Raw genomic sequence first — 23,471 nt, forward strand, 5'->3', positions numbered from 1 at the left:
GATTTGGACGCTCTATGTATCTAGGAGCGATTGATCATGATGATCGTTTTCAATCATAAACTTGACGCCTTTAGGCAAAAGTATCCACCTGCCGATGCCATCGCAAGGTCGATTAACACGCTTGACAAAACCATGTGTCTCCAAGGTCATTAACTTCAAATCAAGAGTGATCGGTGTGTAGTCTCGGTGATGTTCAGCCAACTCTTTGCTGGAATAAGACGTGCCTTGTTGATAGCAGTCGTGTAACAAATAGAACATGAAGTAGATATCATTTTCATCTGGTGAAAATTCTTCAGATTGAACTGCCGTAGATGAATGAGGAAAATTACCATCAAGAAACGGGATGATTTCCTCAATGGCTTCTCGAAGTAGAACATCTACACCAGCGGAAAAGAACTCTCGCTTTGGATTATCACGGTAGGAATGTAGCTTTGCATGAACTGCCGCCTCACAGCGCTTTGAATCCTTCACGTAGAATGTTGCGACCACTTCAAAAGGACTAGGGACACCAGTTGATGAAAGTTGCTGCAATCGAACCCCTAGCTTACCGGTTGTATAGCCAATCTTTACTAAACCAGGCATGGACGGGTTTGTCAGAAAGTACAGAATGCCGGGAGAGCACATTTTGACGGTTAACGTATTAAGTTCCCTTCTATTTAGCCGGAAAGGAGGAATCGCTTTCAAGCTTGGACCAATTTTTTAGCACTGACTAAAACCTTAGAGGGTCATCGGGGCGATCGGTTCGATGTCGGGGTCATCGCCGCCGACTTGGTTGGTGCGCAAAATCCAGGCGGCGGCACCATAGGCAAGAAATTTGCGGGCCACGGTGTCGCTGGCTTTGCGGGGGAGCAGGGTGCGCCAACTGGTGATGCCCGTCATCAGGTTCTGCAAGGGTTTGTCTTCAATCGTGCTGCCCAGGTTATAGGCGTTGGTTTCCCAGTCGGCGCGGGGTTTGCCCAAGGGTTGCAACGCTTGTTTCAGGTCATGCCCAAAGCGCCGGAGTTCTTCGAATCGCGCCGCCTGCTCAGGGTGGCTTTGCTCCCAACGACGTCGTTGGGCTTCGTTGTCGCCCATGACTTCCACAATCTGCTGAATGGCGGCAAACAGAGCTTGGTTGGAATCTTGGGAACAGTTATTGGCGGGGCCAACGTAGGTGGCCCCCGTACCGTCACCGATGCGATAGCGGGCCGTCATGGAAACTAAAAACCTCTCCATGCGTTGTAGGGGCGATCGCACTTCATCGGCCACGCCGTAACCTTCGGTAAAGCAGGACAGCTTGAGGACGATGTCACAGGTGGGGCGATTGCCCAGCCAGCCCAGTTGGCGATGGCCCAGGTAGCGCGACCAGTGCAGGGTGCCTGCCACGAGCCCGTCAGTGTTTTGGGTGTAGACCTGGTAATAGCGAATATCGAACCGCAGTTCATCGGCCAATGGGTCGCGGATGACCTCAGCGACGCCAAAGGCAAAGTGACCAAAGAAAATCGGGGTGGCGGCGGCGGGTTCTTTTTTCGCGCCGCCGATGCCGCCATAGGTATGCAGCACCAGGGCGCGATCGCCCTCTCGCCAATCGTCAATCGCTGACTGGATAGCCGCCGAGGAGCCGTTGTCTCGCGGGGTGCCCAACACGGAGGAAATCTGCCCTTTTTTCGCCGCGACGTGAGCCCACGTTTCTTGCCGAATGTGTCGATAGGTGGCTTTGCTGCCGAAGATGACGCGATCGGGTTGCAAGCGCATGAGGGCTCGTGGCATCCACGCCTGCACGACAAATTGCCCCGCTGCATCCTGCGTGCCGTAGACGTACCACCCCTGTTCATTGCAGGGCGATCGTTCGATTTGGCGGGTGGTGGAAGGGTAACTGCCGTAGTCTTTGGCGATCAGCACAGCGGGGTTGCTCATCACGGTTTCAGGGCCATCAAAGCGGCGCGTGGCCCGGTTAAAATGGCGCACTCGATAATGGTCGGCGCCCACGGGCGCGATGAACTGCACCAGGGCGTAATAGCGACCGCTGACTTCGACGGGTTGCTCGGGTGTGTAGAGAGCTATCTGCCCGGCGGAGTCAGGGCGCACGGCGATCGCTGCCAGCATGACGGTAATATCGTCGATCGGATGGCCCGCCGCGAGGGATTCTAGCGGATCGACCTGTCGCCAGCGATTGATGCGATCAGGCAACACCAGGCCGCCAAATTTGCTGTTGTATTCCGCATCGGCGCTAAAGTTCACATCCCGCGTGACGGCTTTGACAAAGTCCTGCACGTCGGGCTGGGCCACATCCCATCGTAGGGGCAAGGTTTGACCCACTAAATGGGCATATTCCGGCGGCGCATGGTGCAGTTCGATGAGGGTGCCTTTGACCTGCGATCGCGCCTCTTTTTTCGGCAAAATTAAGCGCCCTAGCCACGGGCCAATCGGTTGGAATAATGCTGGATCGAGGGACTGGGCAAGGGGAAAGTAGCCAAGCTGACACAAGGGCGATTCCATATACAGGGTGTAGTTGCTCGGTTTGGCCGGGGCGATCGCCTGCTCACTCGCCAATTCGCCTTTCAGGATGGTGTTGATGGTGTCAATTGTTTGCTGGAGTGAGCTGCGGCCATCGGCCAGCATCACCTTGGGGTCGAGAATGCCGCCAGGGACGTTATGCCCCACAGGCCCCATGGAAATCAGCGTAACCTTGCCCAGCCGTTTGGCCCGATTCCAAAACGAGAGCCAAAAGACCTGCCACCGACCGGGAAACATGATGGCTCCTAGCGGTTCCACCACGTCTTTGTCGCCCTTGAGGTGATGGCAATGCTCCAGCTTTAAAAAATTGTTGTTGGCACTCATCACACCACCGAGGGAAATGACGTCAATGGGAGCGGCGATCGCCCGCTTGAGAAAGGGCGCACTGGCGCAAGACATTTGGCCGCCGCCGCTATAGCCGATAAAGGTGACCGGAGTGCCGCTGCCCAGTTGATAGCCATTTTTCAGCAGACCGCTGAAGACAATTTGCGCGATGCCCTGGTTATACAACGGGCCGTAGCGCTTATCGGCGGAGACTCCGACAATCAAGATATTGCGGATATTCACAATTAGGCCGAGGATGCTGGCGGGGTTGGCGAACCGCAACTTGTCCGCATAGCGCCAAAAAAAGGATAAGGTGCGATCTTCATCCAGCGGCCGATTCATCACCGAATAGGGCATGATGCCGCGCACCAGCGCCACATCCTCAGGTAGTTGCGGGGCTAACGCATCTAAAAAGGTTTCGACATCGGGTAAATATTCAAAACTGGAAATGCCAATGCCGTCTAAATAGACCACATAGCGCTGAATCTGCTGGGCATCTGCTATAGGTCGCGCCAAATCTCCCGTATTCTCAGTGGTATTGACCTCGTCGTCAAACCAACCCGCCCACCAGCCGAGGGTTTCTAACGGGGCCAATAGTCCCGCCACAATTACGGCGACTACGCCAATCCACGTGAGTTGCAGCACAAATCGGAGCAGGGTCGGCAGTTGCCCAAACCAGCCAAACCACCAGACCCGAATCGGTTTTAAGAGCGCCAAAACCACCAGGGTCAGAATCAACATCAGCGCCACCCCGAGGATGGTGCGCAAGAGTTGTCGATGGCTGCGTTCGGCCCCTTTGGTCACGGTGGGTTGCGCTGTGGCCGTCGTGACAACTTCGCCCAGTCCGGCTGGCTTGGGCAATACTGACGCCGCTGAATCACTTAGAGATACGGGTACCGCCGCTTGCAGTTCTTGTTTGACGGTGTTGAGACGCGATGTGACTTCGGTTTTGAGTTCATTGGTCGAGCTGTCCACGCGATCGCGAAAATGCTCCATCAGCTCGTCACGATCCGTTTTCAGATCAACCCCCGCCACCGTATCCGCTAGCCAGCGTGCCCAGGCGGCGATGGGACGGCCAATCGTTTGCTCAATAATTTGCAGCAGCACCCAGCCAAAGCCAACGTAGCCAAACGATTCGGGCAGATTTAACCCCGTGACGGCGCCAAATCCCACGACCATCGCCAACAGGTTCCAAACTGAGAGCAGGTTGAGAATGGGTTGCCCGGCGTAGGGTAAGGCTCCTAAAAAGCTGAACAGCAAGGGCGCATAAGCCGCCCCCAGCACAATCACCAACGTGCTAAAGGACAACGACACCGACCAGGGCAGCAGCGTGATCAACCAGGTGGAGCCGACCAGCGCCAAAAAACCGCCCACAAATAACACCGCACTGATCAGCAAACTGAGGAAAAATCGCAGCGGCTTGACCTGGTTAAAAAAGAGAATGGCGCACTGACCAATGCTGCGCGATAACCCGGCAAACAAGACGATGAGCAAGGCTAACTGCACGCCCTGCGGTAATGACGCAGCTATCCGAAAGGCTTCGCTATTGAGGGCAAACACATAGCCGATGACATACCAAAAGCGATCGATCATAGACGAGTCCTTTGGCAACGCTGGCGATCGCCATATTCGCCCCTAGTTGCCCCATACGCTGGAATCCGATAAAGCAAAAATAGCGTGTTGCGGTGAAAAACCGATTCGCCTTAGCGCTTTTTTTGATAAGTCGTATCAGGAAGATTGGTCAGCTCTGACCTTGGGCCTCAACGGGATCGGATAGGGGGACGGTAGGCCGCCAGCATTCCACCGACGAAATCGCACCATTTCGGGGCTTTACCCAATTCCGTAGCGGCAATTACAAAAGTTAGGCAACCTGCAGGTAACGACGTGATAGCATCGCCACAAGCCCTAGAGGCTGATCTAATCGTCTGTGAGTAAACGGAGGTTTTAAGCGTCATGGCCGAAAGTTTTAGTGCAAACCAGCGGGCCTTTTACGAAAAAGTCATGCAGCGAGCCAGCCTGCCCGATATTTATGACGCCAAGGATCTCACCACGGTGGTCTTTCGGACGATGCGCGACTTGATGACCACCGACACCGACCAAGCGACTGAAGCGGCCTTTAAAGATGCCGACATGGCCGAAATTTGGCGGGACGATAACCCCATCGTGTCGTTTTTAAGTCGGTTTCGTCCGCCGTTAGAAATTGATTCGGAATTGTTTCTCCGGCGCATCAAGCAAGAAGGGGGAGTCCCCAAAAATGTCACCCCTGAAGCGGTGGTGATTGCGGTCTTTTCAACCGCGCGAGAATCTATTTCGGAGGAGCAGGCTGCGGCCATTGGCAAAACTTTGCCCGATGGCCTACGGGTGATGTGGGAGCAGATTTAGACTCCCCCGTTGAATTGAATGGCTGAGGCGATCGCGTTACTCTGTTGAGGCATAGGAATTTAAGTAAGTGTGGACAGCCGTCTCGGCTGTTCCAGGAAAACTTGGATACTATTTAATCTTCATTCCTTAGAGAAAAGGGAGCGATCGCTTTTCATTTTCAGCAGAATTAACCATCCGGAAATTGCCAGCAAGAAATCGTCTCCACATCGGTGCTACCACAACTGCACTTCACCGCATGGGCCGATGCCACCCACTCGCGATCGCACTTGCGGCAATGACAAAACACGTTATTATCATCCGCCTGCCGTAGCCCAAACTGCCATTGACGCAACTCTTCAGGGCTGAAATGCGAAGATGATTGCTGCATTTGCCATCCTCAAAATGCCTCCGTCAACATTTTATCCGGTGACTCAAATTCATGACGTATCGGCATCCTCATTCCAGAGCAGGGTTGAATTTCTAAGTTGGTTTAGAGGGATATAGATCTGTGAATTTACCAGCTAATTTGACCAGGGCAATCCCAGCGGATTTGATAAGTTTTGTATGGGAGCAAGAGGCTGCCTGACCACAAATCTTGACTTGTAAATTTTAGATAATGGCCTAAATCCATCTGAGGACAGATGGTGCAGTCAGCTGATTTCCACCGATTAGTGGACGTCCAGAATAGCTATTTATTTGACAATAAAGGTAGTAAATCTTTTGTTTGAATGACGACTTGCTTGCATTAGGTGAGTCAACCAGTAAAAAGATTCGCAATTACAGTAACGGAGCAAGCATATCTATGGCTACTCAAACCCCTGAACAACTTCCTAAATTGCCGAGTGCTGATCAGCGCGATGCCTATGAGGCAAAGGTGAATGCTGAGCTCGATAAGCTGAATGCTCGCATCGAAGAGTTCAAAGCTAAGGCCGATCAAGCTAAGGCTGATGCTGAGATCAACTATCACAGCACAGTAGAAGAGCTCACCAGCCGCCGCGATGCTTTGCTCGCAAAGTGGGAAGAAATGAACAATGCCGGTGAAGCTGCCTGGCAAGACCTACAAACCGGATTTGAAACCGCTTGGAACGAGCTGGCAAAATCCTTTGAAACAGCGGCTCAGCACTTCAACAAGTAGTATCTCATCTTCGGCAAACATAGCTTCGCGCCAGTTTTGCTCAAGGCTCAGTTTGCGGGACGTGCTTGACACGTTATCCCAAGCTGAGCCTTTGTTGTGTTGCTAGCCCGCATCGCCGATAATGCCTGTGACCATTGCGGGGCTGGATAGATTGATGATGCGCGGCTTCAAACTCCTTGGGCGGCTAGCCATATTTGGCTGCCTGTTGCTGCTGACAGGATGTCTGCAATACGACCTCAATATTCAGTTTGACAGTCAAACCCACGGCCAATTGGTGCAGCAACTCCACTGGCGCGGGGCTGAGGTGCTCACCAATCCTGACTGGTCGCAGCGATTGACTGAATTGCGCGATCGCACCGCCGCCGTTGATGGCACAATTCGATTTGTGGATGAACAAACCCTCACCATCACCATTCCCTTCAACAATGGTGCCGAGCTAGAGCAAAAATTCAACGACTTCTTCAACCCCGAAACGATTACCAGCGGATTATTCAACTTGCCTAGTGGCGAAGCCATCACTGCGCACTTGGCGTTGCGACAAAACAACTGGTTTGGGGTGATTTTCAACCATGTGGATATTCAATTTGACCTCACCAGCGTGCCTGACCTGACGGCGACGCGGCTGCCGCTATTGCAGCAACAGCAATTACTCATCGGCAACGTGATGTTGACGGCCCCTTGGGTGCGGCTCCCGACTGGCGAGCTGACCGCTGCCGAACAGTGGGCGCTAGTTCCCGGCCAAGTCAACACCCTCACCGCCGACTTTTGGGTACCTAGTTACATTGGCATCGGCGCGGCCGCGATCGCGCTCTTCGTGCTCATTGGCTACGGCCTCAAATACTGGCTCCGCCTTGGCTAAGGGAACGGTTTCCGGTGGGGCAAGGGGACGGGTCCCTGTCGGACTCACCGATGTGGTTCAGGTCAGTCGAGGGACCCGTCCCCTGATTGGCTGTCATTTCAATCAAGGGACTGCTTGCCAAAAAATAGACAGCCAGGAAGACTCTGCCACCCTCACACCCAACTACCCTGCCACTCCCCCAGCCATCTCCCTATACTTTTAAACAGCCGTTGAAATATAGAGAGGTGAACCTATGAGAATGCTGCATACGATGCTCCGCGTTGGCAATCTCGACGAATCGCTCAAGTTTTACTGCGACATTTTAGGCATGAAGCTCCTGCGGAAAAAAGACTATCCCGGCGGTGAATTCACCCTGGCCTTTGTCGGCTACGGCGACGAATCTGACCACACCGTGATCGAATTGACCTATAACTGGGGCACCGACAAATATGACCTGGGCGACGGGTACGGCCACATCGCCCTCGGCGTCGATGACATTTACGGCACCTGCGACGCTATCAAAGCTCAAGGCGGCAACGTGGTGCGCGAACCTGGCCCGATGAAGCACGGTTCCACCGTGATCGCGTTTGTGCAAGACCCTGATGGCTACAAAATTGAATTGATTCAACTGGGTACTCAGGGTGCCGCGCAAAAAGAAGCTCAACCCGCAGCCCAAGCAGTGGGGTAGCAGTGTGGCTGGGTAGCAGGGTGATTGGGGCAATTGTCGGGATTTCGGGTAGCCAGCCTGTTGCTCAAGGGCGGCGATCGCTCAGGAATGGGAATTGAATTAAGGAATTGGACTTAAATTAAGTGTGAACAGCCGTCTCGGCTGTTCAAGAGCAGGCAAGATGCCTGCGCGACAAGACTTGAATTTTATAAAGTCCTGATTCCTAAACATGGGAGCGCTTTAGTGGTTGGGGATAGCAGACTGCCAGTCGCCAACACCCAGCGACCCTCATACCCCGTTACCCTGCCACCCTCACCCCCAACTCCCCTCACACTCTTCGACCCTGCCCCCCTTTCAAAATGACTGATACACTGAAGTACTTAGGGATTTCTACCTATCTTTGCCCGCCATATTTAACCTGTTATGCAGCCCACCGATCCGGATAAATTTACGACCAAAGCTTGGGATGCGATCGTCGAAGCCCAAACGGTGGCTCGCCGCTACAACCATCAATATCTCGAAGCCGAACACGTCATCATTGCGCTGCTAGAGCAAAAAGATGGCTTGGGCAATACGGTATTGCAAAAGGCCAGCCTCGATCCGGAACTGCTGCTGAAAGAGTTGGACACCTTTGCCAAGCGGCAGGCACGGGTGCGGGTCTCTGCCGATAGCAATTTGTACCTGGGCAAAAGTCTCGATCGCATGCTCGATCAATCCGAAGCGGCGCGACTCGACATGAGCGACAAGTTCATCTCGGTGGAGCACCTGCTGTTGGGCTTTGCGGAGGATGAGCGTATTGGTCGCCGCCTGCTGCGCGGGTTTGAGGTCGGCACTGCTGAGTTGACCACCGCGATTAAAACCATTCGCGGCGGTCAAAAAGTGACCGATCAAGATCCTGAGAATCGGTATCAAGCGCTGGAGAAGTTTGGCCGTGACCTGACTGAGTTAGCGCGGGAGGGGCATCTCGATCCGGTGATTGGGCGAGATGAAGAAATTCGCCGGGTGATCCAAGTGCTGTCGCGCCGCACCAAAAATAATCCCGTGCTGATTGGTGAACCGGGGGTGGGGAAGACGGCGATCGCCGAAGGACTGGCCCAGCGCATTCTCAATGGTGACGTGCCGGAATCGCTGAAAAACCGCCAGCTCATCTCCCTCGACATCGGGGCGCTGATTGCCGGGGCCAAATATCGCGGCGAATTTGAAGATCGCCTGCGATCGGTGCTGCGGGAAGTGACCGAGTCCGATGGGCAAATTGTGCTGTTTATCGACGAACTGCACACCGTCGTCGGGGCCGGAGCCGGACAGGGCACGATGGATGCGGGCAATCTGCTGAAGCCGATGCTAGCGCGGGGCGAACTCCGCTGCATTGGCGCGACGACCCTGGATGAGTATCGCAAGCACATCGAAAAAGATGCGGCTTTGGAACGGCGGTTCCAACAAGTGTATGTGGAACAGCCCACCGCCGACGACACCATTTCTATCCTGCGGGGACTGAAGGAACGCTACGAAGTCCACCACGGGGTGAAAATTGCGGACTCCGCGCTGGTGGCCGCAGCGGTGATGTCCGATCGCTACATCAGCGATCGCTTTTTGCCGGATAAAGCGATCGACCTGGTGGATGAAGCCGCCGCCAAGCTCAAGATGGAAATCACCTCCAAGCCGGAAGAGTTGGAAGTGATCGATCGCCGCCTCATGCAGCTCCAAATGGAGCAACTGTCCCTGGAAAGCGAAGACGCCTCTTCCGGCGCGGCCTATCGCACTGCCCAGGAACGACTGGCCCGCATTAAAGAAGAAATCACCGACCTATCCGAGCGGCAAGCGCAATTCAGCGGTCAGTGGCAAACGGAAAAGCAAACCCTGGAAGCCATCAACGCCCTGAAGGAAGAAGAAGAACATCTGCGCCTCCAGGTGGATCAGGCCGAGCGCGCCTACGACCTGAACAAAGCGGCTCAGCTCAAGTACGGCAAGCTGGAAGCGGTGCAGCGGGAACTGGAGGCGAAGGAAGCCCACCTGCTGGAAATTCAGGCCCAGGGCAAAACGTTGCTGCGGGAACAAGTGCTGGAAGCGGACATTGCCGAAATTGTCGCCAAGTGGACGGGCATTCCCGTTAACCGTTTGATGGAGTCGGAGCGGCAAAAGCTACTGCGGCTCGAAGGCCACCTGCATGAGCGGGTGATCGGTCAAGAAGAAGCTGTGGCTGCCGTCGCCGCCGCCATTCGGCGGGCGCGGGCGGGCATGAATGACCCCGGTCGGCCCCTCGGCTCCTTCCTCTTTATGGGACCAACGGGCGTCGGCAAAACGGAACTGGCCCGCGCCCTCGCTGCCTTCATGTTCGACATGGAAGAGGCGCTGATCCGCATCGACATGTCGGAGTATATGGAAAAGCATGCCGTGGCGCGGCTCGTCGGGGCTCCTCCCGGCTATGTCGGCTACGAAGAGGGCGGTCAACTTTCCGAGGCCGTGCGGCGTCACCCCTATTCCGTCGTGTTGCTCGACGAAGTGGAAAAAGCGCACCCCGATGTGTTCAATATTTTGCTGCAAGTGCTGGATGATGGCCGCATCACCGATGCCCAGGGCCATCATGTCGATTTCAGCAACACCATTGTGATCATGACCAGCAACATCGGCAGCGATCACATTCTCGAAGTGGCGGGCGATGACAACCGCTATGACGAAATGCGAGAGCTGGTGCTGAAGGCGCTGCGCAGTCATTTCCGCCCGGAGTTCCTGAACCGGGTGGACGATCTGATCCTGTTCCATCCCCTCTTGCAAGAGCAACTGCGCTCCATCGTGTCGATTCAGGTGCGGCGCATCGAAAAGCGGTTGGTGGATCAAAAGCTGTCGCTGTCGCTGTCTAAACCCGCGATCGACCACATTGCCAAGGTCGGCTACGACCCGGTGTACGGGGCTCGTCCTCTGAAGCGGGCGATCCAAAAAGAGCTGGAAAATCCCATTGCTACCAAGATTTTGGAAGAAGCGTTCCCGGAAGGCAGCACGATTCAGGTGGCGCTCCAGAGCGGCAAGCTGGCCTTTAGTTGCAAGCAAGACAAGGCGGCGATCGCCCCCGAACCCGAAGACGAACCTCTGCCCGTGGAAGCCTGATTCAACTGAGGCCAGACTTCCACGGGCTTAATACCTTGCAAGGGCAAAGACGGCTTCATTTTCATAGAGGGGGCGTGAGTGCGTTGGGCAAATCGGTGGAGTTGTCAGAATAGATATGCAGTACACTCACAGCAAGTTTGCTGCTGTGATTTGACGACATGCCCACGGTCAAGCGTTTAGATACTCGCAACTTACCGGCCTATTCGTATAAGGATGCTGAGAAGTATCTGCATATTCCCCATGACACGTTGCGATCTTGGGTGAGGGGACGATATTACCAAACGAAGCAGGGTAAGCGATTCTCAGAACCTGTGATCGAGCTGCCCGATCCCGACAGCAGTGCTTTATCGTTCACAAATTTGATTGAGGCGCATGTGCTTCGAGCCATTCGTATTGTTCACAACGTAGAGCTCAAGCAGATCCGTATTGCTTTGAGTTACATCAGTGATGAACTGGACTATGCCCATCCTTTAACGAGACAGGACTTTTTGAGTACGGATGGCAAGTCGATTTATGTGAAACATTTGGGTCGCATGTTGGATGCCTCTAAGCAAGGTCAGATCGCGATTAGTGAAACCCTGGAAGTCTACTTAACGCGAATTGAAGTCGATGAGCAGGGCATTGCCAATAAGTTATTTCCGTTTCCCCATGCTCAAGGTCATAAGAATGACCCCAAAGTTGTGATGATTGACCCCAATATCTCATTTGGTCGTCCGGTCATTGTGGGAACGGGTATTCCCATTGAGGTTTTGGCCGATCGCTATAAAGCGGGTGAGTCGGTGGATTTGTTGGCGGAAGATTATCGGTGCGATCGCCACCTCATTCAGTCGGCCCTAGCCTTTGAGCTTGAGGATGACGACAACGCCGCCTAACGTACCAGAAACGCCCACATTTTTTACCGATGAATGTTTAGGTCGGTTGGTGCCGCATGCGTTGAAAGCTGCCGGGCTATCGGTGGAAATGTATGCCGATTGGTTTGATCCGGGGGTTCCTGATACTGAGTGGATTCCGTTTGCCCATGAGCGGGGGTGGGTGATTTTGACCAAAGACGCCATGATTGGCCGTCGTCCTAATGGGCAAGCGGCGATCGCTCAGGTTGAGGCTAGGGTTTTTATCTTTGCTTCTAGCGGGGTTGCTCACACATTCATCTCAGCCGCGTTTATCCAGGCTCATCCAAAAATGGTGGAGCTTGCCACCGCCACCGCCCCTCCGTTTATTGCCAAGGTGTATAAGTCGGGTGAGGTAAAGCTGTGGAAGGATAGTTCAGCCCTGAGGGATATTGTTAGCAAGTATGCCGATGACCAGGAAACGTCGTAGGCGATCTCTGCCCCCATCCCCGAAGACGAACCGACGCCCGTCGAAGCCTGATCTGCCGATTCGAGGAGAATCACCCTCATCAAGGCAGGGCGATCCGCCCCGACCCGCTTTAATCTCGACGAGCAGACCCCTGGCTTCTTCAAGAAGCCGGGGGGCTCGGTAACGGACAAGACGGCTAGGGGGCTGGGGGTGGCGACTGGGCAAAGTGCTCACGCAGCAGGTCATGGAAAAAGCGAAACTCGCCCCCGGTTTGCCGGGTCAGGCGCAGCTCGGAGGTGTATTTGAGGAAGTCGGCATAGTTGGGGGGAATGGTCCCACTGCGCCAGAGGACTAGGCGCAGAGCTAGATGCTGCATACAGGCTTGTCCACCACTTTCATTCAACGGCGTCCAGATCGCGGCGGCAATACCAGCACCTGTAATGCGACGAATTAGATCGGTATCGTTCAGCAGCATGGGCAAAACCGCGTTTAACCCAATCGCCAACGCCCCCGCAAAAACCGCGCCTAAGCCTGTCAGGATCAGTGCATTTTTAGCCGAAGCAAGAATGCCCTGGTTCGGCTCAGTGCGAACAGTAATGTCGCTTTTCAGCCCGCCAATCAGTCCGCCAATCAGCCCTCCAATCAGCCCGAAAATCAGCCCGAAAATCAGCCCGACAATCAGCCCGACAATCAGCCCGAAAATCAGCCCTCCAATCAGCCCGCCAATCAGCCCGACAATCAGCTGCTTAAAGCATTCCTGAAAAAATTTCTTTCGCGCGAAGCGCGCCAGGGAAAAATCTAAGATCTCAATCGGTTCAATTCGATCGAACCCTCCAATCAGCCCGACAATCAGCCCGAAAATCAGCCCTCCAATCAGCCCGACAATCAGCCCTCCAATCAGCCCGAAAATCAGCCCGACAATCAGCCCGAAAATCAGCCCGAAAATCAGCGAATAAGTCCATTTCTGAGCCGCAGTTTGCAGCCAGTCGCGGGGCTGCATCGTCTCAATCAAAAAGGCCGTTTGGCTTTGTGCTTTCAGTTGGTGGGCCAGCCGCCGCAGATACTGTTCTGTGTCGCGACGGCTATAGGGCAAGGGGCCGTGTTGGGCCTCATACCGGGCAAAGCGCTCATCAATATAGGCATCAAAGATGTCGGCCGGGTTTGTCGCCGGGCGGTTCGCCAGGGCCACTGCCATCACCGTCAACATCAGCGGCGTCCGGGCCAAATCTGTCAGGTCTGCCGAGGGTTTGATGGTGTCGGCCCACAGGCGGGGTTGGTTGACCGAGGACAGATAATCCTGAATTTGGGTATCGCTCAGGGGTTGCAGCTCCACCGCCCCATTCAGCCCCGTCAGCCTCACTTCCCCCTGACGAAATTCTTTCGTGCGGCAGCACACCACCGTCCGCCGATCCGGTTCACTGTCGGGTAACCAGGTGTTGAGCTGATGCACACATTTCGGCAGGCGCACGCCCCCCAACTCATCCAACCCATCCAGGAGTGGCAAAATCTGATGCGTGGCAATCCAGTGCTGAGCAATTTTGGGGGCGACGTTATATTCCTCCTTCAGTTGCGCCACCAGCCATTGGCCGATCGCTTGGCTATCCTGCGTCCAGTTCGACAATTCAAAGATGATCGGCACCGGAGCGCTATCATCCGTTTCCGCCCGCGCCACCAGTTCTTGCGCCAGTTCCAGCAGGGTCGTCGTCTTACCCGCCCCCGGCTCGCCCAAAATCAACAGCCGCCCCGCCACATCCTTGCGGTCAAACACCGCCATCATGGTTTCTGCGTCGGTCAGGGCTACCGGAGCCTGCTCTGGTCGGCGCAGCAGTCGCATGGGGTTCAGGCTTTGCAGTCGGGTTTGCCAGGTGGGGGAGTCGTCGGGTGGGGCAGCGGGGGCCGGAGCCGCGCGCTGATATCGGCCCACTTCACCGGGGCGATCTTCGTAGCTGAGGGCAATCAGTTGGTCGGTGCCCAGCACATCGGTCAGCCGCTTTTCGAGCTTGATGCGAAAGGCTTTCAGCAGCTTGGCACGATCGGCTTGAGTGTCAATATCGGCAGCCGTCGGGGCCGTACCGAGTTCGGTCAGTTGGCCCCGAATTTGCACCAAGTTGCCCAAAAAGGTCGATAGCGACTGCGACTGCTTTTCTAAAAAGAACAGAATCGCTCCGAGGATGACGCCCACCGTGATCACCTTGGCAACCAGCGGCGCTTCTTGCACGGTCAGCAACGTGTCTTGAATCTGCTGGGAAATGGGAATTTGAAGAAGGGGAGCGAGGCGCAGCAACGCAGGCATCAAATTACACTGATGGCAAATTTTGCTGCCATTGTACTCGCTGCGCTGGGGGCTGTCAGGGCAGTCGTAGATTGACAACCCCGGCTTCTTAAAGAAGGTATGTGTTTAGCGTTAGTTCGGCAACGGCTGATCCCCTCCACTGGAGGGGTGCCCGAAGGGCGGGGTGGGTCAAATATCGGCCATCGACTTCACCAACCCACCCCATCGCCCCTCCCAGGAGCTAATCTTGTAGGGGTTTAGAAACAGCTGCAGCGCCCTGTTTGACAAAGAAGAAACGTTCAATGGCAGTGGCCAATACGTTGACACCTGGCAAGGGCTGCTTCTTAGACGGGGCAAAGCCGACCAACCTGGTTAATGCCAGAGTTGCCTGACGCAGCGAGGCAACCGGTTTACCTGACAGTTGCTGCAACAACGTCAGTTCATCTGGCTCAAACAGTGTCTCAGCGGGTTGTTCTGGGTCCTGGCGCAAGGCATAGGTGAGCCCCAACAATTGCCAAGCGACCACAGAATAGAAGCTTAAGGCATTGGTCAAGGTATGGACATCGTCAAACTGTAGCTTCTCAACATCCAGTGCCCCTGACTTGAGGGTGAAATGCAGGCGCTCAATGCGCCAGCGCAAGGCATAGAAGCGAACAATGCGTTGCACCTCGTCGGCCTGTGTAATCGGTAAACTGGTGAGCAGAAACCAAGACAGGGAGTTGTCGGTCTCGAAGCAGTCCGCTTGAGATTTGACATCGCAACAAGCGACTTCAGTCGCCACCACTAGCGAGAGGGCTTGCGTCTTGTGGCGCGCTGAGCTCAGAGTCTGGTTGGGATGGATATGAACGATGGCGGCTTGCAGGTGTAGCGTCAGCTCGACCGTGCGGCGCTTACCGTCATACAGACGCTCAATTTGGACTGACTCATTCCCATAGTCGTCGAGGTGGGCGCAGACTGTCGGCAATGGGCAGACGACCCCAGCGGTGACGACTTCGACCCGACGCGGTTGAAACACCCGCACCAGCAAGTCGACATTCGACTCGCACTCTGCCTTAAAGAAGTCGAAGATGTCGCTCTCGCGGTCACCCGTGACCACCCAGCGTTTGTCGCTGCCCTGCGCTTGCTGGTTGACCGCAGCTAGACCGTTGAACCACTTCTGAGACTCTTTCTGCGACGTGGGCCAGTCCATCGCACCGCCTCGCGTCCAGTACTGTTGGTCGACGATACCCAGCGGCAGCCCGCCTTCATCCATAAGCAACACGTTATGCTGCATCAGCCCCCGTACCTGGCCCTGAATTACACCGAGTCCCGACATCTGCGCCTGCCCTGAGTAGTTGTAGTACGTCGTGTCTTGGGCCGCTATCAGATACTCGCTCTCACTGGCTTGCGCCCGCGCTCGCGTCGCTGCGACGTGACCTGACAACATCGTTGAACTGTTCATCTCGTCTTTCGCAAACAACCCGGCCACAGTTTGCCGGAAGCTATTGCCCATGCAGCTAGAAAAGGACAGGCTCGGTTGCTCACAGGCCAGTTCATAAGCTCTGTTTAGGCTTTTTTTACCTGCGGGCGGAAGGCACTCAATTGGCTAAATTCTGACATTTGGAGGCGCTGACACTCACTCAACTTTTAACGTCAACTTAGTCTATACAATCACCGCTAGCTTCTGCTAAACGAGGTGTCTGCGATTCTCTGATAGGCTCGTACAAAACCCCTACAGGATTAGCCCAGGAGGGGATGCAATCCCGGGCTAAAGCGGCACGCTAAACCAGCACTAAAGAAGCCGGGAGCTGATAGCGTCGCAGCGTGATCGATCGCGAATCGTGACCCAAGTGACACAATCATGGATGTGAGTATCCTCAGCGACTATGTCATCCTTCAGCGATTTGTGTTCTCAGTTATGGCCCTTTGATGCCGCCGCCCGGCTCAATCCCTTTAGTCCCTCTTTTGAGGCGGTGATCGAAGGACACCAGTTTTCGCGCACGGTGCTCGATCCGGCATCCATCGCCATTGCCAACTGGAACATCGCGAAAAATAACCACCTGGATGAATGGTTAACCGAGGCCGAAGCGATCGCTCAGCGCTACGACCCCGATCTATTTTTTCTGCAAGAGGTGCGCATTGCCTCGCCGGAGCAGGCCCCGGTGCCCTTTGCCGAGCACGGCTGGCACTTTGCGCCCAACTTGCGCGATGCCCGCACCCGTCATGCCTTCGGCGTGTTGACCGCCGCCAAAGTGCAGCATCTCGATCACCAACATCTGCACACCCAACATTACGAGCCGGTTTTCAATACGCCGAAGGTGGCCCTCATTACCGAATATCCGCTCATGACTCGCGGGCAAAGCCTGGTGACGGTGAATGTGCACGGCCTCAACTTTGTGGACAACGGCAAATTTCAGGCCCAGTTGCAACAATTGGCTGACCACATTCAGCACCATGCGGGGCCGATGATTGTGGCGGGCGACTTCAACACCTGGAATGGCGAACGGATGAGGTTGCTGCGATCGCGCATGACCAGTCTAGGCCTGACCCAGGTGCAGTTTGCCCGAGAACATGATCGTCGCCTCAAGCGCTTTCTCTGGTCCGACCCGCTAGACCATGTGTTTTATCGCGGGTTGGCGGTGCGGTCTGGCAGTGCCCGGGTCCTGCACACGCTAAAATCTTCAGACCATGTGCCCATGGTGGTGGAATTTTATGTGCTTGCCTAGCGATTAATCCCAGACGAATTTTGTCCCCACGATTTGCCGAGCCCCATGCAACTTACTGCCCTCATCAGCCTGTTGGTCCTTTTTGTGCAACTGCTGGGGGTGCTGAATGCGGCCCATGCGGTGATGAATGTGCGATCGTCCCAGAGTGCGATCGCCTGGAGCATTGCCCTGATTACCTTTCCGTGGGTAGCCATGCCGCTGTATTGGATTTTGGGGCGAACTCGATTTCGCGGTTATCCCGAAGCGATTCGTCGCGCCAGTGCCGAATATCAGGCCAAGCTCCCCTATATCCGGCAAAATCTGGAACCCTATATTCAGCCTTTGCCCCCGTCGGTCAAAAGCCTGAAACGCCTCATCAGCAACCTCGCCCGAGTCCCGTTCACTTCGCATAATCAGGCGCAATTACTGGTGAATGGTGAGGCCACCTTTGCGGCCCTGTTGGCAGCCATTGAGACCGCTCAGACCTACATTTTGTTTCAGTTCTACATCATCAAAGATGACGACATTGGTCGTGAGTTGATGGCGGCCCTCATCGCCAAGGCGCAGCAGGGCGTTCGGGTGTATCTCAGTTATGACGAAATCGGCTCCCATCAACTCAAACGCTCGACCCTGCAACGGCTCCGGCAAAGTGGCATCGAGGTCACCGCCTTTCGCAGTACCCGAGGCATCCGCAATCGCTTTCAACTCAACTTTCGCAACCACCGCAAAATCGTCGTGGTGGATGGTCGCATCGGCTTTGTTGGTGGCCTCAACGTGGGGGATGAATATTTGGGCCGCGATCGCCGCTTCGGCTATTGGCGCGATACCCATTTAAGCCTGCAAGGCCCCGCCGTCCAGTGTCTGCAAATTTCCTTTTTGCAAGATTGGTACTGGGCGACGCGCACCATTCCCGAGGTTAACTGGCAAGTGACCCCCGCGCCCGACGCCGCCGAATCGTTGCTGGTCTTGCCCTCTGGTCCTGCCGACCCGTTTCAAACCTGCACCTTGTTTTTTAACAGTGCGTTCCAGCTGGCTCAGCGCCGTTTGTGGATTGCCAGTCCCTACTTCGTGCCTGATGAGACGACCCTAGCCACGCTCAAAATGGCCGCCCTGCGCGGGGTGGATGTGCGGATCATGCTACCCGCCCATCCCGATCACCAAATCGTTTATCTCTGCTCCTTTTCCTACTACAAAGAACTGAAGCAAGCGGGCATTCAAATTTATCGCTTTCGCAAAGGCTTCATGCATCAAAAAGTCGTGCTCGTTGATGACCTCCTGGCTGGGGTCGGCACGACTAATCTCGACAATCGCTCCTTTCATCTGAATTTTGAGGTGATGGCATTTGCGCTCCAGGGGCCTTTGTTGGCAGAAGTCGAAGCCATGCTGTTGAACGATTTCGAAAATTCGGATCAGGTCGATCTGGGGGAATACGATCGCCGTTCCCTGGGTTTCCGGTTAGCGGTCCGCGCCGCCCGGCTTATGGCCCCTTTGCAATAGCCTGCACCGCATCATTAGCTGCCTAACATGCCCCTTTTTGAAGGCTTACCGCTGCCTATGCATCTGCTGTTTGACCTCGACGGTACCCTCACGAATCCCTACCAGGGCATCACTGCCTGCATTCTTGATGCCTTGCAGCAATTAGGGCAGCCGCTCCCGGATGAGCGCACCCTCACTGAGTGGATCGGCCCTCCCTTACAGGATTCCTTTGTCGCCGTGTTGGGGGATGAGGCCCTGGCGAGCGAGGCCGTCCGGCTCTATCGCGATCGCTTTGCCACGGTCGGGCTGTATGAAAACGAGGTGTACGAAGGCATTGCGGCAATGCTGTCAGAGGTGGCGCGATCGCCCCACATGGCTTGGGTTTGCACCTCCAAACCACGAGTCTTTGCCGAAAAAATTGTGGCGCACTTTCAGCTGGCACCCTTTTTTCACGGCGTCTATGGCAGTGAGTTGAATGGCGATCGCGCCCATAAAGCCGACCTGATTGCCCATTTATTGACCACTGAGGGCATTGCTGCCAAAGATGCGGTCATGATTGGCGATCGCCACCATGATATCAACGGGGCCAAACATAACGGCTTGCGGGCGATCGGGGTGACCTGGGGGTTTGGCACAGCCCACGAACTCACTCAGGCGGGGGCCGATGGCCTTTGTCATGCACCCGGTGAGCTGATGGGGCAATTCCAAAAACTTGCGAGTCTTAAATTCCCTGGCTCCAGGTGAGCTTTTATGTTGTGGGATGTCAACGCAAGGATGTCAATAACTGGGGCTTGGCACTGGTCGGTTGCGGCCTATTCTCGTTAGGGTTTTACCCATAATATGGGGAATCCCTCTACTGTCAGCCTAGATGCTTTTGGGGTGATTTCGGGTGGTCGTGATGGGAGCCTCCATCAGGCAGTGGCGTGCCCCTTGCTCTGCCAAAATCTGAGTTTTTTTACTGAATGTCAAAGGCTGAATATTTGCTGAATTTTTTAGGTGATAATAGGGCAATCATTCTCCGCTGTCATAAGGAAATTTCACTCGTTCGAAATCATACGAATCACTGCTGTCAACCTGATGGAGTAGATTAATTCCTTAGAGGATGTTTGAGAATTCATCCGAGGTATCAAATTAGGCTAAGCGTCGCACCATAATCCGAATCATAGCGAGGTAGATGAATGCCTCACTGGTNNNCTCAAGGGCTGATGGTTCGTATCTTCAGCTTATGGCGAGTGAGCTTTTTTACTGACTGAGCGATTTATCAAACATCCTCTTAGCTCTGACGGACAGACTCGCTAATTCATATATTTCTACAGGTAAATAAATGAATCAAGAAAAAACCGCTGCCTTTCGAGCCCGAGCGACAGCCCCTAAAGCTGCTGCAATCGCCGGAATTATCTTTTCCCTGATGCTGTTTACCAGCTTGGTCTTATTGTTGGATGTCTTCTCGAAAGGGACTGATATTAATGCTGCTCAATATGCAACGAGTAAGCGCGAGATCCAGTTTGCCTTAAATCTCGTTCCATTTGCCAGCATTGCCTTTCTATGGTTCGTGGGGGTGATCCGCGATCGCTTTGGTGATCAAGAAGACCAGTTTTTCAGCACGGTATTTCTGGGTAGTGGCCTATTATTTATCGCCATGCTGTTTGTGAGTTCTGCGGTCACAGGCAGCTTCTTTCTCCTGTCAGAAAATAGGGCTCAGGAGATCGTAGTTTTTGGGTATTACGACATTGAGCGGGTCGTTGCTCGTGAAATTTTAACCAACTATGGAGTCCGGATGGCCGGGGTCTTCATGATATCGACTTCATCGCTTTTTCTGCGTACTCGGGTGATTCCCCGCTGGTTTGCCTGGCTGGGTGTTAGCTTGGCCGCAATCATGATTTTAAGAATTGGGTACATCAACCGATTAGGGTGGATCTTTCTATCTTTTCCCCTCTGGGTACTTCTGGTCAGTATTTATATCCTGATTGACAACTATCGGAAGAAGAAAGAAATACAGGCACCACAATAATCAAAAACCTGCTTATCGGCAAAAATTAGGGCATAGATTCCCCTGAGATAACGACATCAGTTCTTCTTCAAAAAGAGCCAGTGTAGGCAGGCTTTCACATTGTGATTGATAGATAGCTTAATCAGCTCTGGCTAAGTAGGTGGGCACAATTAAACCGAAGACCCTCATCTCCTTCGTCCATTTTGGGAGAGGGACTGGGGAGAGGGCAAATGTTTGGCATTGTCAGCTTAATTCCGTTTAGCTACTTAAATGCCTGCCTGCACTGGCGATATTTTGAGGCTCTATCCTGTAGAGCTAACCGTTAATTGAGTTGTACCCGCGTCACTTGCTGGTCAATCTCGTTGTAGAAACAATCGGCAGTGCGACCCGTGCGAGTATTGCGCATGGAAAACATACGAACTCCGTTTTCTGGATCGACTGGTCCAGTGGCCACAATTGCAATATCGGCAGTGCTAACCACCATTTCTTCGGCTGTACGCTGAACACAAGCATCTTCTGGAGACAAAGAAGACGAGTTCCCAGTTAATTCCACGCGCGTCACTTGCTGATCAATCTCGTTGTAGAAACAATCGGCTGTATTGCCAGTGACTGTATTACGCATAGAAAGAACTCGGACTCCGCTTTCTGCATCGACTGGCCCAGTTTCTACGACGGCAATATCCTCGGTACTGACGACCATTTCTTCGGCTGTACGTTGAGTGCAAGCGGTTTCTGGCGAGGGAGGTGCCGAAGGCGTTGTGCAGGCCGTGGTTCCCACAATTACAGTCAGCAAACAGAGACTTTTAGAGATTGAGTTCATTTTTCCTCCACAAAAAAAGGGATTATTCGCATGTTTATCTTGCAAACATTGATTTAGCAAAAGAAAAGTATCAGTGTCCGATTTTCATGAAGACACTTGAGCTTTTAACTCCTTTAGATATCTATTATGCACGAAGAACTTACAGCAATAATGCCTGGAATTCCTAACTTATTGTGAAGCTGTTAAATTTGATTTGAAAAATTCTATTGAGGATTCAGGAAATTATTTCTCTTGTCAGAAAATTCAGCCGAAAAGCTATTTTAATTTTTCATTATGATATTCACCTTGCCGTTGCCTGAGAGGTTCTGAAAACTATGGTATCCGCATAGCTGGGTGTATATGGTATTAAACTTTCTCTATTTTTTTACTCAGATGATTCTCTACTAGTTTGCTCAACTCGGTGTTGGCTTGGCCGTAATTATGATTTCGAGAATTGGGGATATCAACCGATGGGGAGAGATCTTTCTACTTTTTCTGGGTGTTCCTGGTTTGTCTTTATATTCTGGTTGGTAACTTATCGTAAGAAAAAAGAATCCCAAACTGCTTAAAGCGTCAGGGATTCGAAAATCTCTATTTCCTGCTGAGAGGGTTCGTCAAAATCTGAACTTTACCCCCACATGAGGCCCGTGGGTAAACAGATCCAGTCCAGAACTGCTACTGCTGTATTCCAAGTAGGTAAATCGGTATAGTGCCGTCAGTGAAGTATTTCCTGAAAATAGCCAATCGACGCCACCATAGCCCGCGACCGAAAAGGTTAAATCGCCCAGGCTAAAGCCGGACATGCTGCCGCCTGCTAACGCGGCTAAATTTTCAGAGATGTTCCATCGGGCTCGGCCACCAATCAGCGGTTCAGCGATCGTCCGCGATTGATCCAGCTCCAAACGATTACCAAACTGGCCGGTCAGTTCCAAGCTGTTGTTGAAGGTGTAAATTCGCATGCCCGCAAAGGCGTCGAAGATAAAGGGACCCAGATCAAACTCCGTGTCGGCAGTTCGGAGGGCTGTGGGCAAATTGCCATCGCCAAATCGGTAAGCTCCCCCTAGGTCGAATTGAGAAAATGAGGTGCCGACCGCAGCGTCAACGGTGACCTGAGGCGGGAATCCCGCTGCTTGAAACTGGGGCGGCACTGGGATATCGTCCGTGCGACCAGTGCCCATATTGGTGTAAGCACCGTTAAAAAAGACGCCCCAAGGCCCTTTCCAGGCTTCAATCTCACCAAAGGCGGCGAAGTTCAGATCGTTCACAATGGTGTCGAAAATATCGCCGGGACCAGCATCAATGGTGGCACTGACGCCCCGCACGGTAATATCGCCATTAATCCCAAACGGGATGTAGACAAAGGGTTCGACGGTAAATCGCCAGGGATATGCTTCGGTGGTATCAGCGGTTTGAGCGATCGCCTCAGATTCCTCAAGCTCATGATTCGTGGACGGCGCGATCGCGGTTTCGGCCTCCACCTCAGACCTGGGCCTGTCAGTAGTTAATGCCCCCTCTAATGGGTCAGCCTCAGGGGAGCCCAACGTCAGTTCTGAATTGGTCGCCGCGACGGTTGGCGTCGGGCGTTGCTGAGCAGTGCCTGCCATACCTTCGAAGCTGGCATGGGGTTCAGCTGTTTCTACAGCCAAAGTCTGGGGATGGTGGGGACTCACGGCGGATACAACGTCCGCATCGAGGGTCGCTGGCTGCTCCGGTAATTCTCCCAATGCTGCGACGCCGAAGGCTGGACCCTCTTTGGGGTTGGGAGTATCAGGCTTGATGGGGGTTCTAGCCATCATGCCGAGTTGATGCTCCGTCGCGGCATTGGCGACTGACGCACTGGTTAAGCCCAGCATGAGGGGCAGTAGCCACAAGCTGAGGCGGACCGTTGAACGCACTGCGTGGCTAACGGTTGGGGGTGGGGACGCGATCGCGTCTACCTCCGAGCGGCGGCCACTAAAAAGACGTTGAATTTGATGACCGCTAGAGCAGGATTTCATCGGGGACTAACTCCATACGCGAGCAATATAGGAA

General features: G+C 53.9%; 18 protein-coding genes. 11 read left to right on the forward strand and 7 right to left on the reverse strand.

What is annotated here, in order from left to right; all coding sequences use genetic code 11:
- Positions 1 to 12: 12 nt before the first annotated feature.
- Positions 13 to 624, reverse strand: a complete 612-nt coding sequence (locus DYY88_RS18440) for a GIY-YIG nuclease family protein (RefSeq protein ID WP_072041361.1) — start codon at positions 622 to 624, stop codon at positions 13 to 15.
- Positions 625 to 717: 93 nt separating this feature from the next.
- Positions 718 to 4,413 (reverse strand): CAAX amino protease, encoded by a 3,696-nt coding sequence (locus DYY88_RS18445; RefSeq protein WP_039728906.1) that lies wholly within the window; start codon positions 4,411 to 4,413, stop codon positions 718 to 720.
- Positions 4,414 to 4,773: 360 nt separating this feature from the next.
- Here DYY88_RS18445 and DYY88_RS18450 point away from each other — a divergent pair, with 360 nt between their 5' ends.
- A complete protein-coding gene (locus DYY88_RS18450; protein ID WP_039728905.1) occupies positions 4,774 to 5,202 on the forward strand; it encodes a DUF2267 domain-containing protein in 429 nt (142 codons plus the stop codon).
- Positions 5,203 to 5,368: 166 nt separating this feature from the next.
- On the opposite strand, the gene DYY88_RS18455 is transcribed toward DYY88_RS18450, so the two are convergent.
- Complete coding sequence (locus tag DYY88_RS18455) at positions 5,369 to 5,569, reverse strand: hypothetical protein (RefSeq protein ID WP_039728903.1); 201 nt, start codon at positions 5,567 to 5,569, stop codon at positions 5,369 to 5,371.
- Between the two features lie 336 nt (positions 5,570 to 5,905).
- Here DYY88_RS18455 and DYY88_RS18460 point away from each other — a divergent pair, with 336 nt between their 5' ends.
- The 6 genes from DYY88_RS18460 (at position 5,906) to DYY88_RS18485 (ending at position 12,240) form a co-directional block, all read left to right on the forward strand.
- Positions 5,906 to 6,316: a sll1863 family stress response protein gene (locus DYY88_RS18460; RefSeq protein WP_236146389.1), complete on the forward strand. Its 411-nt coding sequence runs from the start codon at positions 5,906 to 5,908 to the stop codon at positions 6,314 to 6,316.
- A gap of 121 nt (positions 6,317 to 6,437) precedes the next feature.
- Positions 6,438 to 7,175, forward strand: a complete 738-nt coding sequence (locus DYY88_RS18465; protein ID WP_039728901.1) for a DUF3153 domain-containing protein — start codon at positions 6,438 to 6,440, stop codon at positions 7,173 to 7,175.
- Positions 7,176 to 7,407: 232 nt separating this feature from the next.
- Complete coding sequence (gene gloA, locus DYY88_RS18470) at positions 7,408 to 7,842, forward strand: lactoylglutathione lyase (RefSeq protein WP_039728899.1); 435 nt, start codon at positions 7,408 to 7,410, stop codon at positions 7,840 to 7,842.
- 402 nt (positions 7,843 to 8,244) lie between these two features.
- Positions 8,245 to 10,923 (forward strand): ATP-dependent chaperone ClpB, encoded by a 2,679-nt coding sequence (gene clpB, locus DYY88_RS18475; RefSeq protein WP_039728898.1) that lies wholly within the window; start codon positions 8,245 to 8,247, stop codon positions 10,921 to 10,923.
- Between the two features lie 158 nt (positions 10,924 to 11,081).
- Positions 11,082 to 11,795, forward strand: coding sequence for a DUF433 domain-containing protein (locus DYY88_RS18480; RefSeq protein WP_039728897.1), 714 nt, complete (start codon positions 11,082 to 11,084; stop codon positions 11,793 to 11,795).
- Positions 11,776 to 12,240 carry a PIN-like domain-containing protein gene (locus DYY88_RS18485; RefSeq protein ID WP_039728896.1) on the forward strand — a complete coding sequence of 155 codons (465 nt, stop codon included), beginning with the start codon at positions 11,776 to 11,778 and terminating at the stop codon, positions 12,238 to 12,240. The genes DYY88_RS18480 and DYY88_RS18485 overlap by 20 nt, the downstream gene beginning before the upstream one ends.
- A gap of 175 nt (positions 12,241 to 12,415) precedes the next feature.
- On the opposite strand, the gene DYY88_RS24940 is transcribed toward DYY88_RS18485, so the two are convergent.
- Positions 12,416 to 14,512 (reverse strand): NACHT domain-containing protein, encoded by a 2,097-nt coding sequence (locus tag DYY88_RS24940; protein WP_052288637.1) that lies wholly within the window; start codon positions 14,510 to 14,512, stop codon positions 12,416 to 12,418.
- A 220-nt stretch (positions 14,513 to 14,732) separates the two neighbouring features.
- Positions 14,733 to 15,983, reverse strand: a complete 1,251-nt coding sequence (locus DYY88_RS18495) for an IS4 family transposase (protein ID WP_052288151.1) — start codon at positions 15,981 to 15,983, stop codon at positions 14,733 to 14,735.
- 373 nt (positions 15,984 to 16,356) lie between these two features.
- Between DYY88_RS18495 and DYY88_RS18500 the strand changes: the two genes are divergently transcribed.
- The 4 genes from DYY88_RS18500 to DYY88_RS18515 all read left to right on the forward strand — a co-directional run bounded on the left by DYY88_RS18500 (position 16,357) and on the right by DYY88_RS18515 (position 20,662).
- A complete protein-coding gene (locus tag DYY88_RS18500) occupies positions 16,357 to 17,196 on the forward strand; it encodes an endonuclease/exonuclease/phosphatase family protein (protein WP_039728894.1) in 840 nt (279 codons plus the stop codon).
- A gap of 45 nt (positions 17,197 to 17,241) precedes the next feature.
- Positions 17,242 to 18,672 (forward strand): cardiolipin synthase, encoded by a 1,431-nt coding sequence (gene cls / locus DYY88_RS18505; protein WP_039728892.1) that lies wholly within the window; start codon positions 17,242 to 17,244, stop codon positions 18,670 to 18,672.
- A 27-nt stretch (positions 18,673 to 18,699) separates the two neighbouring features.
- Positions 18,700 to 19,395, forward strand: coding sequence for an HAD hydrolase-like protein (locus DYY88_RS18510; RefSeq protein ID WP_201279077.1), 696 nt, complete (start codon positions 18,700 to 18,702; stop codon positions 19,393 to 19,395).
- Positions 19,396 to 19,975: 580 nt separating this feature from the next.
- Complete coding sequence (locus DYY88_RS18515; RefSeq protein ID WP_039728890.1) at positions 19,976 to 20,662, forward strand: hypothetical protein; 687 nt, start codon at positions 19,976 to 19,978, stop codon at positions 20,660 to 20,662.
- A 301-nt stretch (positions 20,663 to 20,963) separates the two neighbouring features.
- Here DYY88_RS18515 and DYY88_RS18520 read toward each other — a convergent pair whose 3' ends face one another.
- Together DYY88_RS18520 and DYY88_RS18525 are read right to left on the reverse strand one after the other, a co-directional pair.
- Positions 20,964 to 21,461, reverse strand: coding sequence for a hypothetical protein (locus DYY88_RS18520; RefSeq protein ID WP_130199512.1), 498 nt, complete (start codon positions 21,459 to 21,461; stop codon positions 20,964 to 20,966).
- Between the two features lie 593 nt (positions 21,462 to 22,054).
- Positions 22,055 to 23,437 (reverse strand): YfaZ family protein, encoded by a 1,383-nt coding sequence (locus DYY88_RS18525; protein WP_130199513.1) that lies wholly within the window; start codon positions 23,435 to 23,437, stop codon positions 22,055 to 22,057.
- Between the last annotated feature and the right edge of the window lie 34 nt (positions 23,438 to 23,471).

Source organism: Leptolyngbya iicbica LK, from assembly GCF_004212215.1.
In the GTDB taxonomy this organism is placed as follows: Bacteria; Cyanobacteriota; Cyanobacteriia; order Phormidesmidales; family Phormidesmidaceae; genus Halomicronema; species Halomicronema iicbica.